Origin of the sequence: Duganella sp. Root1480D1, assembly GCF_001427305.1 — a bacterium.
Lineage (GTDB): Bacteria > Pseudomonadota > Gammaproteobacteria > Burkholderiales > Burkholderiaceae_D > Rugamonas.
The window spans coordinates 451,741-468,488 of record NZ_LMFZ01000001.1 but is presented as its reverse complement, the minus strand read 5'-3'; the positions used below and the strand labels follow the sequence as shown (position 1 = coordinate 468,488).

Sequence of the window (16,748 nt, the reverse complement as noted above, 5' to 3'; positions counted from 1 at the left end):
CCGCTATTTTGCGGCGCCAGACCGCAAGCTGTGGGGAGAATAGGGGACATCCATCAAACCGCCCACAAGGAAAGAACATGATGAAGTTGTCCAAGATGCACGTGCTGGTGAGCCTGGCTACTGTGCAGATGGCCGCCATGGCCCAGGAAGCAAGCCAGGCCCCAGCCGGCCAAATGGAAGTAGTGACCGTTACCGCCCAGCGCCGCGCCGAGAATATCCGCGACGTTCCGGTGTCCGTATCCTCGATCAAGGCCGAGAAGCTGGACATCCTGCTGTCCGGCGGCCAGGACATCCGCGTCCTGGCAGGCAAGACGCCATCGCTGAACGTCGAATCGTCGACCGGCCGTGTATTCCCGCGCTTTTACATCCGCGGCTACGGCAATGCCGATTTCGCCGTGTTCGCTTCGCAGCCGGTTTCGCTGATTTATGACGACGTGGTGCAGGAAAACCCTATCCTGAAGGGTTACCCGATGTTCGACCTGGCCAACGTGGAAGTGCTGCGTGGCCCGCAGGGTACCCTGTTCGGCCGTAACACCCCGGCCGGCGTGGTCAAGTTCGAATCGGCCAAGCCAAACCTGCGCGGCGTGGAAGGCTTCTACAACGTTTCCTACGCAAGCAACGCCACCGTCAACCTGGAAGCGGCCGCCAACGTGCCGCTGTCGAAAGAGTGGGCCCTGCGCGTGTCGACCCTGCGCCAGCACCGCGACGACTTCGTGACCAACACCTATACCGGCCAGCCTGATTCGCTGGAAGGTTATAACGAGCACGCCGAGCGCGTGCAGGTGCTGTATCAGCCGAACGGCGTGTTCAATGCCCTGTTCAACGTCCACCAGCGCGAGACCACCGGCAGCTCCCGCCTGTTCCGCGCCAACATCATCAAGAAGGGCTCCAACACCTTCGTCGACGGCTTCGATCCTGAGCGCATCGCCATCAACGGCCGCGAAGACCAGGAACTGAAAACCCAGGGCGCCAACGTGCGCATGAGCTGGGACCTGGGCGCGCACAAGCTGTACTCGATCACCGGTTACGAGACCGTGGCCCGCTACAACTCGCGCGGCGACATCGACGGCGGCAATCCGGGCGACGCACCAGCCGTGCCATTCCAGGTTGCCACCGCTGCTTTCGTACCGGACATCAAGCAGTACTCGCAAGAGTTCCGCGTAGAGTCCAAGTACACCGGCCCGATGAACTGGCAGGCAGGCGTGTACTACTTCGACGAGAAGGCAGTGGCAGGCCAGGACAACTTCAACGTTGCCGGCACCCAGACCTCGCGCGTGAAATCGCAGCAGAAGAACGAAGCCTGGGCGCTGTTCGGTTCCGTGAACTACGCCGTGAACGACGCGTTCACCGTGCGCGGCGGCCTGCGCTACACCGAAGACAAGAAGGATTTCGACACCCTGGAAACCACCGGCACCACCCTGGTGGGTCCGAAATCGTTTTCCGAGTCCAAGGACAAAGTCAACTGGGACCTGAGCGGCACCTATAAGCTGAACAACGACGTCAGCGTGTACGCCCGCTACGCCACCGGCTTCCGCGCGCCATCGATCGCTGCCGCTTCGACCGCAGTGCCGATTACCGTGGCCGATGCTGAAACCATCACGTCGATTGAGGCCGGCGTGAAGGCCGACCTGTGGAACCGCCGCGCACGCGCTTCCCTGAGTGTGTACGACTACGACGTGAAGAACCAGCAGCTGACCGTGGTTGGCGGTAACTCCAACGTCACCAAGCTGATTAACGCAGCCAAGACCAAGGGCCGCGGCATCGAAGGCGAGATCGAAGGCTTCATCACCAACGACTTCAAGATGTCCGCCAGCGCTTCGTACAACTTCACCGAGATCCGCGATCCTTCGCTGTCGGTGAACAAGTGCGCGCAGTGCACCATCCTGGATCCGGTCAATTCGTCCGGCCGCGTGGTCATTGACGGCAATGCGCTGCCACAGGCACCGAAGTGGATCATCAACCTGAACGCCCGCTACAACTACCCTCTGGCAGAAGGCAACCTGTTCGTGGTGACCGACTGGTCCTACCGTTCGAAGGTGAACTTCTTCCTGTATGAAGCAGTTGAATTCACCGGGGCTCCGCTGACCGAAGGCGGCCTGCGCGTGGGCTACAACTGGGACGGCGGCAAGTACGAAGTCGCAGCCTTCGCACGCAATATCACCGACCAGCGCCGCATCACCGGCGCCATCGACTTCAACAACCTGACTGGCTTCATCAACGAGCCACGTCAGTTTGGCGTGCAGTTCAAGGGTTCGTTCTGATCACGGGATAAGGCCGCCGCGCGAGTGTGCGGCTTTATCCACGAAGGCGGCCTGCGGCCGCCTTTTTTGTTTTCAGGCGGGATGAGATAGGCTAATCTGGCCTTTCGCCATCGAAAGGAGCCGCCAGATGAAACTGTTAGCCCGCCTTTTATCGATTGCAGTACTTGGTGCCGCCAGACTGGCCTGGGGCGCCGGCCCCGCGCCACAAAAATCGCTGCTGCCGAAGCCGGATTTGCCGGGCATCCCGATGAATGCGCCATGCAGGGACGATGTAGTCAGCAAGAACTGCGAAATCGACACCATCGTCTGGCTGCGCGGCATGCCGTTGAAGGCGATGTGGCACCAGCGCGACTACCGGCAACTCGACCGAATCCTGCTGGCTTTATGCGCGGAGGATACCCGCTTGCCGGACGGGCAGCCTGAGTTACTGGTGTTCCCGCGCACGTTTCGGACGCTGATTGGCACGTCGAAGGACTGGAGCGGCCTGGGCGCGTCATTGCGCGAATGGCGTGCGCAGTCGCCGGATTCGCCGGCCCAAGCCATGATTGAAACCATGTATTGGCAGGCATATGCATGGCACGGCCGCGGCAACGGTTACGCCAGCAGCGTACCGCCGGAGGCCTGGGACTTGTTCCGCGAGCGCCTGGCCAAGGCGTCGGCGCGGTTGGAGGAAATCAAAGCGGTGGCGGGTAACTGCCCCTGGTGGCATAGCATGAATATTGAGATCCTGATCGATTCAAGTGCTCCGCGTTCCCGTCTGAATGCCGCTTACGACGAGGCGGTCAAGGCATTCCCGGCATCGCAGCAAATCCATGTTGCGATGTCGCGCGCCAAGGAGCCCAAATGGGGTGGGGCACCGGGTGAATATGAGCGCTTTGCGCGCCGGGCAGCCGGGCTGTCGCAACGGGATGAGGGTAGTGCCATGTATGCGCGGCTATTCTGGGTCAGGGACTGTAGTTGCGAGGATGCGTTTACTTTCGGCCAGCCCGGCGATCCGGACTGGAAGCTGATGAAGGCCGGTTTCGAGGAGATGTTGCAGCGCTATCCGGACCAGGTCCATAACCGTAACAAGTTCGCTTCCTATGCCTGCCGCGCCAATGACCGGGCCACTTACAGCAAGTTGCGGCGTGAACTTGGCGACAGTATCCTGGACCCGCTGTGGCCGGACTCCTGGAAAGTGGATGTCTGCGATCGCCGCATGGAGAAAAAATGATGCCGGGGCTAGGCAAACGGAAATTCAGCCGATATAATGCGGCCTCTTTTCCCTGATAGCTCAGTCGGTAGAGCGACGGACTGTTAATCCGCAGGTCCCTGGTTCGAGTCCAGGTCGGGGAGCCAGAATTTTAAAAGGCCATGTTTTACGACATGGCCTTTTTGCATTGGAGGCGGCAAATGGAATGGAAACCAAAGCGTTGGGTGGCGGTTGTGCTGTCGCTGTTTTCGAGCCCGTTTGGGCTGCTTTATGCCGGCAAGGCGCGCTGGGCTCTCGGCTTTACCATTCTCGTCCTGGCGTGCGCCGTAGCCGGCACCATCCTCCCGGGCTTTGCCGCGTTGATGGTTGTTGCTACCGTGATGTCGCTAGCGCTGCCGGTGTTGATGTTTTTCATGGTGCGCCGTGTTGCGCTGCCGGTGCGTCCCTGGTATTCGCGGCCGAAGGGGATGCTGGCAATTGCTGCTGTTTTTGTGGTTCCGGTCATGGCAGTGCGTATTTTCCTGTATGAGCCATTCAGAATGCCGTCGACATCCATGGAGCCGACCTTGCCGCGCGGGACTATCCTGCTGGCGCAAAAAGCCGGATATGGGCACTACAGCGCTTATGGGCTGAACCTGGGCCGCGGCAGTTCGGCCGCATTGGCCCATGGCGACCTCGTCGTGTTCGACTTTCCCCTGGAGCCGGCGACCACTTACGTCAAACGTGTGATCGGCTTGCCGGGCGATGTAGTCAAGGTTGAAGGCACGCAGGTAACACTGAACGGCGTGCCGTCGCCGAATAAGCAGCTTGGCGATTCGGGCCTGGTTGAGGAACAGTTGAAGGAAGTGCGCTATACCATCCTGGCGCAAGGATCGGGATTTCCCTATTGGCAGGATCGGGAATTCCCCGGCCGCGAGCGATGCCGTTCGACCGAAAACAGCATTGAATGCCGGGTCCCTGACGGGCACTATTTCGTCCTCGGCGATAACCGCAATAACAGTGCAGACAGCCGGATTTGGGGCTTTGTCCCGGCAGACCATGTGATCGGCAAGGTCGTGAAAGTGTTCGCCCCGTCCAGTGAACTGAATTGAAGTGAATGGAGCATCAAGATGGTTTCAATATCGCGGGATAGCGCACCGGAAGCCTTCAGGCGCTATGTCCCCAAGTTCGTGTTTCCGGCCCTGATGGTCATTCCCATGAACTATCTTTTGGGCGTCAGCTACTGGTATTCCGTTGGTTTGCTGACTTTGAATGTCCTGTTTGTCTTGTGGAGTTTCAAGTCACGGAATCGTTGGGGCGACAGGATCGATTTTTCAGGAAGCACGCTCACCATTTGGTGCGGCGAAGAGTGCCGGCACAGTCTCGAATCGAGCGTGCTGACCACCAGGAAGGCCAATGCCTATTCGCTTATCCTGTCCTGGAATGAAGGCGAGAAAAAGCATTCCCTGATAATTGGTGGCGAAGGCTTCAGCGCAGAAGGCTGGCAAGAGCTTCTTCGCACATTGCCCGGGCTGATTTAGCGGGCGGCCCCGCGGGAAATTGCGGGGCCGTTTTGGTTTCAGGGCTCAGGGCAGCGGGCAGGGTGCGCCGGTGCGCTGGAAGGTGGCGGCCATCAGGAAGCCATAGCAGTCCGCATTGTCGACCGCTTCGGCGGTTCGGTACGGTGTATTGGTTTCGCGGGAATTGCCCATGGCCTTGTTCGGCGCCCAGAAACAGTTTTCGTCATATTTGTGGTCCTTGGTACGTGCCGCCAGGTGCGAGAACTCGTGCACCAGCGTCAGGTAGCGGTTATTCAGGCCATGTTCTTCGGGGATCTTGTAACGCTCGTCGAAGTAGATGAACATGCTGCCGGCGACCATCGGATCGACATCGGTATAAACGTAGGCGTAGTTGTCGACGCTGCTCGAGCGAGGCTTGCCCCAGGTCATATTGAGCGAGGCTGGGCGCTGGATGATGGTGCGCATGCGCGTGATGACGGCGCGCACCTGGCCGCGGGTGGCGGTGTCGTTGTTGCCGAACAGGACCGCCAGGCGCTGGTTCATCGTGGCGTCGGGTGCGTTCAGCAGGCGCTCCATTTCGACCAGGTCGGCGGCCAGGCGCTTGAAGGCGGAGCTGGTGGCGTCGACCACCTCTTTGGCCAGGGTTTGTTCGGCCACCATCTTGTTGATGTCTTGCAGGATAGTCAGGTTCATCGATTCTCTCCTTTGATTGATGAAGCCCGGCAGCAGGTGTGCTGGACCGGGAATCTTCATGCTAAGGACGTGGAGTCGATGCAAGCTGACGGTTCATGGCAACGGCAAAATCAGCAGTGCTGATCAAGCCATTCGCCGACCAGCGGCCAAAGTACTTTTTCCTGGTGCGCGCGGAAGAAGCCGAAGTGGCCGATGCGCTCCTGGTTGAAGCTGCCGGGGCTGAGCACGCGGTAGTCAACCTTGGCGCTGGTGTAGGCCTCATGCAGCATGCGCGAGCCGGACTCGCGCAGCAGTTCGTCGTCGGTGAAAGTCAGGCCGAGCACGGGGAAGCTGGCGTTAGCGTAAGCTTCGCGCGCACCAGGTTCGCCTGTGAGCAGGTAGTCCGGCGTGAGGCACCAGCGGCGCCACTGCATCATCGCGCCGCGTGGAATGTCGCCGAGGATGCCAAGGCGCTTGCCGGGAAAGTAGCCGAGCAGCCTGCATAACAGTGGCGTCAACACGTACCACAGCAGCGGTGCCGAACGCTGGATGCGCGGCTGGTTGTGGCGCGTGGCGCCGCTGCCGACGGCGATGTTGATCAAGCCGGCCACCTTGCGGATGGACGGCAGCAGTGGAGCGGTCTGGCCTCCCAGGCTGTGACCGAGCAGGAACAGGGGCAGGGTTGCGTCCTGCCGGGTGGCGTGCTGTACGACCGATTCAAGATCGAGCGCAATCCAGGTGGTAATGTCGGCCTTGCAGAGGCGCAGCGGTCCTTCGCGCGATTCGCCCATGCCGCGGTAATCGAAAGTCCATACACGATAGCCCAGCCCCGCCAGGAAGGCGGCGAAGGTGGCGTAGAAGCCTTGGGGAATCGCCATGCCGGGCGCGATCACGATTTGTGCGCGCGGCGGGCGCGATGGTTCGTGGCGGTAGGCGGCCAGTTGCTGGCCGTCCTGGGCTTGCAGGGCGAGGCGGGTTGCGCTCATGGTTTCGATGCTCCGTAGGCGACGCCCGTATGGGCCGGATTGGTGGCGAGCGTGCGCCACGCGGCGCTGCTCAATTCGTCGATGGCGCTGAGCGGGTTGAACCCGATGCGCCCGCCCAGCCAGTTGCGCGCCAGTTCTTGCGAGGGGCCCAGTAGCAGGGGGCCGTATAGCTCGATCGGCAGCCGCCGCAGCACGCCCTGTTTGAACCAGGGCTTCAGCTTTTCGAACACTTCCTTGAAATGGTCCGCCGTGCGCTGGCGGATAGCGTCGTCATGTTCGGCGCTCACCGCCTGGCGGCGTGCGAACAGGAAGCGCGCCATGTCGGGATGTTCGACGATCCAGTTCAGGTGGGTGCTGACGATGGCATGGATGGCGAATTCGGCGTTGCCGGCTTGCGCCACGTTGGCTTTGATCTGCTGCCAATAGCCATCCAGCCCCTGTGCAAACAGGGCGGCGGCGATGCCTTCCTTGTTGCCGAAGTGGTGATAGATGCTTCCCACCGAAGCCTGGCTGCGTAGGCGGATGTCTTCTATCGACGTGGCCTCGTTGCCTTTTTCGGAAAACACGGCGAGGGCAGCGGACAGGATGGCGGATTTGCGGTCGACTTTGGTCATGGCTAGAATATTGTTCTAGAATGATATTCTAGTCAAGTTTCTTCGTTTCGGGTTAAGCTCACCGGCATGAAAACGACTAGAGCCAATACCCTTGGCATACTGGCCATGGCGATTGGACTCGCCTCGGGTTGCCAGGCTTGGGCGAGAGACGATTGTTCCGGGTACTTCCTCAATCCGCAGAACGGTAATCCGCACAACACGGCAAATGCAGCCGCGTCGCCATTCCCGCTGAAGCAAGGCCCGGCCTTGGGCGAGGTCAGTTACAAGCTGCGCGACGATCCGAACACTTATACGCTCGAGCAGTATTTGACGAAATTCTGCACCACGGGATTTCTCGTCCTGAAAGACGACCAGATCGTGTTCGAGCGCTATCTTCAAGGCCGCAAGCCAGGCGACAGCCTGTTGTCTGCTTCGATGTCGAAAAGCATACTGGCCATGCTGGTGGGCGTCGCCGTCAAGGAAGGCAAGCTGGCGCTGGACGAACGCATCTCGGCAGTGCTGCCTGATTTCAAGGGCAGCGCCTTTGCCGACGATACGGTGGAAGACTTGCTGCGCATGTCGTCGGGAGCAGCCCTGTTCAATTCCTTCGAGCCGGGAGCCGATTCGGACAACCGTGCGGTCAACCCGCTGATCTACCCGCGGCAGAACGTGCGGGAATACCTGGCCAGGAAGAAGGAGCGCGCCGCGGCTCCGGGTACGGCGTTTAAATACAACGGCGCGCAAACAGCGTTGCTGGGCGCTGTCCTCGCGCAGCGCATGGGCGGAAAAAACCTGACCGGCTATCTTGAAGAGAAACTCTGGATTCCCATGGGCGCGGAGGTCAAAGGCTACTGGATCAAGAACTACCACGGCGAAGAGGGCGTGCAAGGCCAATTCGCCGCCACGCTGCACGACTATGCGCGGCTCGGCTACCTGGTGATGAACCAGGGAAGCGTCGATGGCAAAGAGGTGGTTCCCGCTGACTGGATTGCGAAGATGACCGAGCTGCGGCGCGACAAGCCCCAGCCTGCCCATCCGCCCTACTATGGCTTGCATGCCTGGATACCGCAGGCTGCCGGGGGCAGGGCGATGTTCTGGGGTGTCAACGGCCAGAACATCTTTATTGATCCGGTTGCCCGGGTTGTGATTGTCCACACCGGGAACGGCCCGCAGGCGGAATTCGACGGCAACCGGCATCTGTTTGCATTACGGGACGCGATTGCGCGCAGCTTAAGTGCGCCACGCTAAGGGTTGCGCCATGTTTTACGGCCTGCTATTTGTGGCACTGTTGACGATGCAGGCGGTGGCTGCAAGTCCTGCCAAGCCGCAGCAGGTTGTCTACCCGCGCCCGGAGTCCGAGCATGACAGCCGTTACCTGTACGACTGGGAAGTATTGCGCACGGCACTCGATAAGACGCGCGCCAGGTTCGGCCCCTATGAGTTGCGCCAGGCCAGCCAGTTCATGTCGCCGGCGCGGGTGACCGCCGAAGCTGCAGGAGTCGGCTCGATCAATCTTTTTGTGCGTGCGACGTCGGTGCAACTGGAACAGCAATTTCGCCCGGTGCGCATTCCGGTTGACCGTGGGCTGATCGGCTACCGCTTGCTGCTGGTACGTCATGAAGACTTGCCGCAGTTCGCCGGCGTCCGATCGATCGAGCAATTGCGCCGGTTTAGCATCGGCCAGGGCAAGGGCTGGGTTGATGTCGGCATCTTGCAGGCTGGCGGTTTCAAGGTGGTGGAGGGGAATAATTACGACGGCTTGTTCTCCATGCTGGAAGTTAAACGCTTCGATGCGCTGTCGCGCTCTGTCGATGAAGCCTTGAGCGAATACGATCAATGGCACAAGCGCTTCGGCTTCGAGGTGGAGCCGGACATCGCGCTTTATTATCCGCTGGCGCGCTATTTCTTTACCCGCCGCGATGCGGAAGGGGATGCGCTGGCCAGCCGTCTGGAGGCGGGGCTGGAAGCGATGGTGCAGGATGGCTCGCTGCAGGCGCTGTTCATGACCTACAAGGGGCCGTTGATCAAGCGTTCCGGGCTGGGGCGGCGTCGCCTGTTCCGCATTCCCAACCCCGACCTGCCGCCGCAAACGCCGCTGGGGCGCAGTGAACTGTGGTATCGGCCGCAGGAGCTGGCGGGCAAGCGGTAGGCGAAACCGCAATAGCCGCGTTACACTGGCTGCCAAGGAGGAGGCGCCATGAAAGCTTGGATACTGGCCGTTCTAGCGGCTATCACCCTGGCAGGATGCAGCACCCCGCAACAGCAAGCGCAAATACATCAACAACAGCCCTTCATTTGCCGGACGGTGGAGTCGGGCCTCGGCCAGCCCCTGGTCGATAACCAGCAGGGCATCGGCCATCCGGTGCGCGACGAAGGCGGCAAGTTGGTTGGGTATAGCAGCCAATGCGCCATCCGGCCGCGCATCCAGCATTTCTACTTCACTGGCGCGGGCTTCAAGCCGTTCGATATCGGGAATGGCTACAAAACCCCGCCGGCCGACATGAAAACTGTGGTCGTGAATGGCGAGCCGGTGCCTTTCGTGGTGCGGGTGGAGGCGGGGACCATCAACCGTTTCATCTACACGATCGCAATGCTGGAGCGTGGGCCCTGGAACCACAAGCTGGTGTATTGGATGCGCGGTGGGGTCGGTATCGGCCACCAGCAAGGCCTGGCCATGTGGTTCAACGATGCGCTGAACAGCTCGGAAAAACAGTTGATGCCGAAGCTGCTGGCGGAAGGGTACGCGATTGCCAATTCGTCCGGCAACGAGAGCGGTGTCCACTACAATATGGAGCTGGCCGGAGAGACTGCGGCGCAGACCAAGGCTTACTTCGTCGAAAAGCACGGCAAGCCGCTGTATACGATAGGCATTGGCGGCTCGGGCGGTGCGGTGCAGCAGTATATGTTTGCGCAAAATCGCCCCGGACTGTTCGATGCGGGTATTCCGGTGCAGTCGTATCCGGACATGGTGACGCAGTCGATACCGATCTCCGACTGTCCTTTGCTTGGGCAGTACTTCCGCGACGAGGTGGCGCGCGACGCGAATTCGCCGTGGGCGACCTGGAGCCGCCAGTCGCTGGTGCAGGGCATGAACGCCAGCGACACCGCGAAAAATCCTTTCACCGGCAAGCCCGGTACCACCGAGTGCATTAACGGCTGGCGCTTTGCGATGCCGACGGTGCTCAACCCCCATTTCCGCGATGGCAAATTCGACAAGGCCATCGCTTTATACGGGTATGCGCCGGAAACTTTCGCCAAGGTGAAGTGGACGCACTGGAACGACCTGGAAGAATTCTATGGCACGGATGCCGAGGGCTTTGCGCCGATCCCGCTCGACAATGTGGGCGTGCAGTACGGCCTTGCGGCGCTGGTGGCGGGCAAGATCGATGCCGATGAATTCCTGCGGCTGAATGCCTGTGCCGGAAGCTGGAAAGAGCAGCGCGATTTCGTGCCGTACCAGCCGGATAGCGATCCTTTCGATTCGGCTAATATGCGGCGCAGCGCGACTTGCCGCGATCCGGCCGGTACGCCGGCGCCGCGGCGCGAGGGAGATCCGAAGGCGATCCGCGCAGCCTTTGATTCCGGCCATGTCTTCACCGGCAAGCGGCTGGGCATCCCGATGATCGACCTGCGCCCGTATCGCGAAGCGGAGCTGGACATGCACAATGCGCGGCAGGCATTCTCGGTGCGCGCCAGGCTGCTGGCTGCCAACCCTGGCGAAGCAAAGCGGCAGGTTGTCTGGTTTGCAAGGCCGGATGCCGACCTTGCGGGACAGGTGATGAATGCGGTCTCGGTGCTGGACAAATATCTCACCAGCGGCAGCGCGCCGGCGGAATTTGCCGACCGCTGCGTGGACAGCGCCGGCACCGTGCTCGCTTCCGGCCCGGATGCCTGGCGCGGCGTGCTGGATGGCGGCAAGCCTGGCGCATGCACACAGGCTTTCCCGGTCCTCAGCAGCCCGCGCATGGTGGCGGGCGAATCGATCCGCGGCGACACCTTCAAATGCAAGCTGAAACCACTGGCGAGCGCCTTTGCTGACGGGACCTACGGGACGGCCGTGAGCTTCAGTGAAACGCAAAAAGCCTGGCTGTTGCGGATCTTCCCGCAAGGCGTATGCGATTACAATATTGGCTTATGAAGATCCCACCACTGAAATACCTTGTGCCCGGCACCCTGGCCGGGCTGCTGCTTGCCTATACCAGCATCGGTTTCCTCGCCGTGCCGGCGATTGTCAAGTCGCAGGCGGCCAAACAGGCCGCCGAAAAACTGCATCGCCAGCTCAGCATTGAAGAAGTCTCCTTTAATCCTTTCACGCTGGCCGCTTCGGTGCGCGGGCTGAAGATGATGGAGCCGGACGGCAGTACTGTCTTTGCCAGCTTCGACCGGCTGGGCGCGGACGTGTCCTGGCAATCCGTTGCGAAAATGGCGCCAGTGGTGCAGGAAGTCCGCCTGACCAAGCCTTATGTGCACCTGGCGCGCAATGCCGACAATCGCTACAACATCGACGATATCCTGAAACTGATCGCTAGCCAGCCGCCATCGCCAGAGCCGGCGCGCTTCTCGGTCAATAATATTCAGCTTGAAGACGGCAGCCTGTCGTTTGAAGACAAGCCGGCCGGCGTGACGCATAAGGTGCAGGAGCTGAAACTGGGCTTGCCGTTTGTGTCCTCGCTACCGGCGGATGTGACGATCTTCGTCGAGCCGCTGTTCAGCGCGAATATCAATGGTGCGCCGCTGCTCCTGAAGGGCAAGGCGCGCCCATTTGCGGAGCCGAAGGACTATGCGCTGGACCTGAAGCTCGATAAGGTCGACCTGACCAACTACCTTGGCTACCTGCCGTTCAAGCCGGGCTTCAAGCTGCCGTCGGCGCACCTGGAGGCGCAGCTCAAGCTGACAGTGGTGCAGCCGAAGGAGAAGCCCGCATCGCTGGTGCTGGGCGGCGAAGCTACGCTGACGGGAGCGCAGTTGCAGCAGCTCGATGGCACCCAAGTGGCCAAGCTGGATGTGCTGAAGGTCAACCTGGGCAAGCTGGACCTGCTGGCGCAGCGTTTCGAGATTGCCAAGGTCGCTGTTGATGGCCTGGAACTGGACGTCAAACGCAGCAAGGATGGGGTGCTGAACCTCGACCAACTGGTACCTGCCGCCGCGCCTGCGCCGGCAACTGCGCCGGCAACTGCGCCGGCGCCAGCGGCCAAACCTTCGGCCACCGGCCTGGTCGTACTGTTGAAGGAGTTGGCGGTCAACGGAGCAGCGCTGCGCTATGCCGATGAAACGCCGCAGGACAACCTGCGTGCCAACCTGGCGAAATTTGGCTTGGTGGTGCAGGACATCGCTTTCGATGGCGGCAAGCATACGCTGGATATCGCATCGGTCGCCTCGAACAGTGCGCAGATCGATGTCCACCAGGGCAAGTTGGCCGACACGCCGGCCAACGCCAAGGCGGCCGCCAAGCCGGCTGGCGAAGCGCCGATGCAAATCAAGGTCGGCAAGCTGGAAATCAGCGACTGGGATGCGAAACTGAGGGAAGACTTCCGTGCCGAGCCGACGCTGTTCAAGTTGTCGCCGCTGTCGCTGACAGTCGAAGGCTATTCCAACGCGCCCGGCGCGTCAGCCGAGGTGGCGCTGAAGACCGCCATCAACAAAGGCGAGCTGGAAGTCAAAGGCCAACTGGCGCCGTCCCCGCTGAATGCGGACCTGGCGCTGGACTTGAAGAATTTCGACTTGCTGCCTTTGCAGCCTTACGTCACCGACTATGTGAACTTGCGCCTGTTGCAGGCAGCCGTTTCCAGCAAGGCGCGCCTGCGCCTCGAAACAGGCAAGGACGGCGCGGTGGCGGGCGGCTTCAAGGGCGACGTCAGCGTGAACCGGCTGTCCACCGTCGATAAATCGAGCTCGAACGACTTCCTGAGCTGGAAATCGCTGGCCTTTGGCGGCATGGATGTGAACTTCAAGCCGTTCTCGCTGAACATCGACCGCGTTGCGCTGGACGACTTCTTTGCCCGCGTCATCATCGACCCTAACGGCCGCCTGAACGTGCAGGACGTCATGCGCAAGAAAGGCGAGGAGGGCAAGAGCCTGACCGAAGCCGGCACGCGCGCGCAGGCAGTCAAGGATGCCAAAGCCAAGGCGAAAGAGGTGGCGCAGGCTGCGCCAGCTCCCGAGGCCGCAGCGACGGCGCCGAAGGCGGCTGCGGCCACCCCGGCGAAACCTGCCGAGCCGCTGCCGCCGATCCGCATCGGCAAGCTGCTGCTTTCCGGCGGGCGCGTGCGCTTTACCGATAACTTCATCAAGCCAAACTACACGGCCAACTTGAAGGACCTGGGTGGCACGGTGAGCGGGCTGTCCTCGGACCCTGCGCACAACGCAAACGTTGACCTGCGCGGCAATGTCAGCGGCGCACCGCTGCTGATCGCCGGCCGCGTGCATCCCTTGAAGCAGGAACTTTCGCTCGACCTGCGTGCCGAAGTGCGCGGCATGGAGCTGTCGCAGCTTTCGGCATATGCGGACAAATATGTCGGCTACGGCATCGAGAAAGGCAAGATGACGTTCGAGGTGGCCTATGCGCTGGAGAACCGCCAGTTGAAGGCCGAGAACCGCCTGGTGCTCGACCAGCTTACCTTCGGCAAGGAAAGCACGAATCCGGAAGCCACCAAGCTGCCCGTGAACCTGGCGGTGGCCTTGCTTAGCGACCGTAACGGCGTGATCGACATCAATGTGCCGATTGGCGGATCGCTGGACGACCCGCAGTTCTCGCTGGGCGGCATCATCCTCAAGGTGATCGGCAACGCCATCATGAAGACCGTTACTTCGCCGTTCGCCCTGATCGGGTCCCTGTTTGGCGGCGGCGAGGAATTGTCGATGCTGGAATTCGACCAGGGCCGTGCGGCGCTGCTGCCCGCATCGGAAGGCAAGCTGAAGTCGCTGGCCAAGGCGCTGACCGAGCGCCCTGGCTTGAAGCTGGACATTACCGGCCGCTTTGACGATGCGGCGGAACTGGATGCGCTCAAGCACGTGGCGCTGGAGCGCAAGCTGCGCCAGCTGAAGACGCGCGAGCTGCAGGCGCGCGGTACTGCGCTGCCGGAAGGCGGCGTCGTGGTGGCCAAGGACGAATACGCGGGCCTGCTGGAGCGTGCCTACAAGGACGAGAAATTTCCCAAGCCGCGCAATGCGCTGGGCTTCGCCAAATCGCTGCCTGCGGAAGAAATGGAAAAGCTGATGCTGGCCAATATCAAGCTTGAGCAGGACGATTTCGTCACTCTCGGCAATCGCCGCGCCCAGGTAACGAAGGACTGGCTGGTGGGGCAGGGCCAGGTGCCGCCGGAGCGCATCTTCCTGGTCGCGCCGAAAGCCGGTGCGGCTGCCCGCGTCGACTTTGCCTTGCACTAGGAACCATCCCCATGCCGATGCTGGAACTGGGTTACGCGCAACTGCACCATGAGCTGATCGAAGGCGATCCGCACAAGCCGTTACTGGTGTTCCTGCATGAGGGCCTGGGTTGTATCGGCATGTGGAAGGAATTCCCGGAACGGCTGTGCGCTAGCACCGGTTGCGCGGGGCTGGTGTACGAGCGCCAGGGGTATGGCCGATCGTCGCCGCAGAATGAGCCGCGCAGCATTCACTACCTGCACCAGTTTGCGCTGGCCGAACTGCCGGCGGTGATGGAATGCCTTGCGCCGGGCCGTGAGCATATCGTGGTCGGACATTCTGATGGCGGCAGCATTGCACTGATCTATGCGGCGGGTCGGCCGCAAGGCTTGCGTGGCGTGGTCAGCGCGGCCGCGCACGTGTTTGTGGAAGACATGACGATCGAGGGAATCCGCACGGTGCTAGCCGCCCACAGCCCCGGCAAAATGCGCGCCCTGGCGCGCTACCACGGCGACAAGGCGGAGCAGGTGTTTTCCTCCTGGGCCGATACCTGGCTGGCACCTTGGTTCAGGCAGTGGAATATCGAATACCTGTTGCCGGCAATTGCCTGCCCGGTGCTGGCCATGCAGGGCAGCGACGACCATTACGGGTCCGGAGCACAACTGGATGCCATCGAACGGGGCACGCCTGGAACCCGCCAGTTGCTGCTGCCCGGCTGCGGCCATAGCCCACACATCGAACAGCCTGAGGCTACCTTGCAGGCCATGGCTGCGGTCATCAATTCTTTGGCGGGTTAGGCGAAGGTTGTTGCGGCTTGGCGTGCTTGAGCATGGCGGCAAGCAAGGTCACGTCTTCATCACTCTCCGGCGCCGACGCCGCGTCTTGTTGCCTGCGTGGTGAGTTCGCGATTTTGGCGGCGCGCGGGTGGGCGGGCTTTGCTTCGCTGGACCGCGGGGCCGGCACGCCGGACGCCGGCGAGGCCGCGGGCAGGGGCGGTTCGAAGGCAGTCTCGCTGTGCGTGGCTTCCGCAGTGATGATGGTTGCCGCCAGAGGCGGGGCATTTTCGCGAGCCGCGCCGCCTGCGGCTGGAGCCTGCATTGGCGCGGCGCCAACCGGCGAAGCCTGGGCGCTCACCGGCGCCTGGCCATCATTTTGCAGCCATACCCAGGCAGCAGCAGCGGTAGCCAACAGCGTGGCAACTGCAGCAAGGCGTGCACGTTGCGGCGGATCCCACAGGACCCAATGGCGGGCGGGGGCGGGAACGTTGCCGCCGTGCGCCAGCCGCGCCAGGATGCGATGACGATCGTCCCGCAGCGCGGGGCCTGCAAACAAGTCCGGCCGCATAAGTCCTCCCAAAGCTTGATATCGCTCGTCCCGTCCGGTTGCGAGGCGGCATAGGATTCGAGTGTCGCGCGCCGCATGCGCTTTCGTATTGATGGATCGCACCATGTTGCCATTTATCGTCGCGAGCATATTCGTGGCAGCCAGCGTTACCGGCTGGCTGTTGTTATTTCCCCCAAAGCGCCGGCCCAGCCCACGCCAGCGGCGCTTGCTGCTGATCGGCGCCGGCACTGCTTTGCTGGCGGGCGCGCCGGCGTTGCTGGTGCGCTTGCTGCGCCCGCGCCAGATGGTGCCCGCGTTTGACGACAGCAGCCGTCCCGAAGATCCGCAGATCGCCGCCTTGCTGCAGGGCGAACAACTGGTACCGCCGCCGCCGTTGCCGCCGCTGGCTTTCGCCACTGCGGAAGTGGAATTGCTGCGGCCCATGCTGTCGCAGGCCGACCGTGACTGGCAGCGGCTGGACCAGGACTTCGCGCGGCGCCTGCTGGTGGTGTTCAACGTGATGCGCGCGCGTCACGGCTATGAAATGGCTTTGCTGGAAGGCTACCGCAGCCCGGAACGGCAGGACAGACTGGCCGCGGCGGGCAACCATGTCAGTAACGCGCGCGCTTTCCAGAGCTTCCACCAGTATGGGCTGGCTGCCGATTGTGCCTTTATCCGCGAGGGAAAACTGGTCATCAGCGAACGCGATCCATGGGCGATGCGCGGCTACCAGTTGTATGGCGAGGCCGCGGAAGCGGTCGGCATGGTATGGGGAGGGCGCTGGACCATGATGGATTTTGGCCACACGGAATTGCGCACACGCGACACCAGGGCTTGAGGCGGCTCAAGGGGCGCCG

Annotated in this window: 14 protein-coding genes and 1 tRNA gene; 11 read left to right on the top strand and 4 right to left on the bottom strand. The window is 61.8% G+C overall.

The genetic code is table 11. From position 1 onward, the window contains the following. Window positions 1-77 precede the first annotated feature (77 nt). From ASD58_RS02410 to ASD58_RS02390, 5 genes are all read left to right on the top strand, one after another. Entirely contained in the window at window positions 78-2,261 is a 2,184-nt protein-coding gene (locus ASD58_RS02410; RefSeq protein ID WP_057259485.1) for a TonB-dependent receptor, read from the top strand. A gap of 127 nt (window positions 2,262-2,388) precedes the next feature. After that, entirely contained in the window at window positions 2,389-3,474 is a 1,086-nt protein-coding gene (locus ASD58_RS02405) for a DUF4034 domain-containing protein (protein WP_057259484.1), read from the top strand. A 49-nt stretch (window positions 3,475-3,523) separates the two neighbouring features. Further along, window positions 3,524-3,599 (top strand) — tRNA-Asn (locus ASD58_RS02400). Between the two features lie 15 nt (window positions 3,600-3,614). After that, window positions 3,615-4,544: a signal peptidase I gene (gene lepB, locus ASD58_RS02395; protein WP_082565173.1), complete on the top strand. Its 930-nt coding sequence runs from the start codon at window positions 3,615-3,617 to the stop codon at window positions 4,542-4,544. Between the two features lie 18 nt (window positions 4,545-4,562). Then, window positions 4,563-4,973: a hypothetical protein gene (locus ASD58_RS02390; RefSeq protein ID WP_057259482.1), complete on the top strand. Its 411-nt coding sequence runs from the start codon at window positions 4,563-4,565 to the stop codon at window positions 4,971-4,973. A gap of 45 nt (window positions 4,974-5,018) precedes the next feature. On the opposite strand, the gene ASD58_RS02385 is transcribed toward ASD58_RS02390, so the two are convergent. The 3 genes from ASD58_RS02385 to ASD58_RS02375 all read right to left on the bottom strand — a co-directional run bounded on the left by ASD58_RS02385 (window position 5,019) and on the right by ASD58_RS02375 (window position 7,224). Next, a complete protein-coding gene (locus ASD58_RS02385; RefSeq protein ID WP_057259481.1) occupies window positions 5,019-5,645 on the bottom strand; it encodes a M35 family metallo-endopeptidase in 627 nt (208 codons plus the stop codon). A gap of 110 nt (window positions 5,646-5,755) precedes the next feature. Further along, window positions 5,756-6,610: an alpha/beta fold hydrolase gene (locus ASD58_RS02380; protein ID WP_057259480.1), complete on the bottom strand. Its 855-nt coding sequence runs from the start codon at window positions 6,608-6,610 to the stop codon at window positions 5,756-5,758. Then, the gene (locus ASD58_RS02375; RefSeq protein ID WP_057259479.1) at window positions 6,607-7,224 is read right to left on the bottom strand and encodes a TetR/AcrR family transcriptional regulator; all 618 of its coding nucleotides are present in this window, start codon (window positions 7,222-7,224) and stop codon (window positions 6,607-6,609) included. The genes ASD58_RS02380 and ASD58_RS02375 overlap by 4 nt, the downstream gene beginning before the upstream one ends. 66 nt (window positions 7,225-7,290) lie before the next feature. Between ASD58_RS02375 and ASD58_RS02370 the strand changes: the two genes are divergently transcribed. The 5 genes from ASD58_RS02370 to ASD58_RS02350 are packed head-to-tail and all read left to right on the top strand — an operon-like array spanning window position 7,291 to window position 15,365. Beyond that, complete coding sequence (locus ASD58_RS02370; RefSeq protein ID WP_082565171.1) at window positions 7,291-8,451, top strand: serine hydrolase; 1,161 nt, start codon at window positions 7,291-7,293, stop codon at window positions 8,449-8,451. Then, window positions 8,438-9,352 (top strand): hypothetical protein, encoded by a 915-nt coding sequence (locus ASD58_RS02365; protein ID WP_229209870.1) that lies wholly within the window; start codon window positions 8,438-8,440, stop codon window positions 9,350-9,352. Before ASD58_RS02370 ends, ASD58_RS02365 begins: the two co-directional genes overlap by 14 nt. Before the next feature lie 48 nt (window positions 9,353-9,400). Beyond that, the gene (locus ASD58_RS02360; RefSeq protein ID WP_156401116.1) at window positions 9,401-11,341 is read left to right on the top strand and encodes a DUF6351 family protein; all 1,941 of its coding nucleotides are present in this window, start codon (window positions 9,401-9,403) and stop codon (window positions 11,339-11,341) included. Next, complete coding sequence (locus ASD58_RS02355; RefSeq protein ID WP_057259476.1) at window positions 11,338-14,589, top strand: DUF748 domain-containing protein; 3,252 nt, start codon at window positions 11,338-11,340, stop codon at window positions 14,587-14,589. Before ASD58_RS02360 ends, ASD58_RS02355 begins: the two co-directional genes overlap by 4 nt. An 11-nt stretch (window positions 14,590-14,600) precedes the next feature. Further along, a complete protein-coding gene (locus ASD58_RS02350; RefSeq protein ID WP_057259475.1) occupies window positions 14,601-15,365 on the top strand; it encodes an alpha/beta fold hydrolase in 765 nt (254 codons plus the stop codon). On the opposite strand, the gene ASD58_RS02345 is transcribed toward ASD58_RS02350, so the two are convergent. Beyond that, the gene (locus ASD58_RS02345) at window positions 15,346-15,912 is read right to left on the bottom strand and encodes a hypothetical protein (protein ID WP_057259474.1); all 567 of its coding nucleotides are present in this window, start codon (window positions 15,910-15,912) and stop codon (window positions 15,346-15,348) included. The genes ASD58_RS02350 and ASD58_RS02345 overlap by 20 nt on opposite strands. Window positions 15,913-16,015: 103 nt before the next feature. On the opposite strand from ASD58_RS02345, the gene ASD58_RS02340 reads away from it, so the two are divergent. After that, on the top strand, window positions 16,016-16,729 hold the full coding sequence (locus ASD58_RS02340) for a M15 family metallopeptidase (protein WP_057259706.1): 714 nt from the start codon (window positions 16,016-16,018) through the stop codon (window positions 16,727-16,729). Window positions 16,730-16,748: the final 19 nt, after the last annotated feature.

Excerpts from the sequence above, each read along its gene's own strand:
- lepB (WP_082565173.1), top strand. The coding sequence starts at position 3,615 with ATGTTTTACGACATGGCCTTTTTGCATTGGAGGCGGCAAATGGAATGG.
- ASD58_RS02340 (WP_057259706.1), top strand. The coding sequence starts at position 16,016 with ATGTTGCCATTTATCGTCGCGAGCATATTCGTGGCAGCCAGCGTTACC.
- ASD58_RS02345 (WP_057259474.1), bottom strand. The coding sequence starts at position 15,912 with ATGCGGCCGGACTTGTTTGCAGGCCCCGCGCTGCGGGACGATCGTCAT.
- ASD58_RS02375 (WP_057259479.1), bottom strand. The coding sequence starts at position 7,224 with ATGACCAAAGTCGACCGCAAATCCGCCATCCTGTCCGCTGCCCTCGCC.
- ASD58_RS02410 (WP_057259485.1), top strand. The coding sequence starts at position 78 with ATGATGAAGTTGTCCAAGATGCACGTGCTGGTGAGCCTGGCTACTGTG.
- ASD58_RS02380 (WP_057259480.1), bottom strand. The coding sequence starts at position 6,610 with ATGAGCGCAACCCGCCTCGCCCTGCAAGCCCAGGACGGCCAGCAACTG.
- ASD58_RS02355 (WP_057259476.1), top strand. The coding sequence starts at position 11,338 with ATGAAGATCCCACCACTGAAATACCTTGTGCCCGGCACCCTGGCCGGG.
- ASD58_RS02390 (WP_057259482.1), top strand. The coding sequence starts at position 4,563 with ATGGTTTCAATATCGCGGGATAGCGCACCGGAAGCCTTCAGGCGCTAT.
- ASD58_RS02350 (WP_057259475.1), top strand. The coding sequence starts at position 14,601 with ATGCCGATGCTGGAACTGGGTTACGCGCAACTGCACCATGAGCTGATC.
- ASD58_RS02385 (WP_057259481.1), bottom strand. The coding sequence starts at position 5,645 with ATGAACCTGACTATCCTGCAAGACATCAACAAGATGGTGGCCGAACAA.
- ASD58_RS02360 (WP_156401116.1), top strand. The coding sequence starts at position 9,401 with ATGAAAGCTTGGATACTGGCCGTTCTAGCGGCTATCACCCTGGCAGGA.
- ASD58_RS02370 (WP_082565171.1), top strand. The coding sequence starts at position 7,291 with ATGAAAACGACTAGAGCCAATACCCTTGGCATACTGGCCATGGCGATT.
- ASD58_RS02405 (WP_057259484.1), top strand. The coding sequence starts at position 2,389 with ATGAAACTGTTAGCCCGCCTTTTATCGATTGCAGTACTTGGTGCCGCC.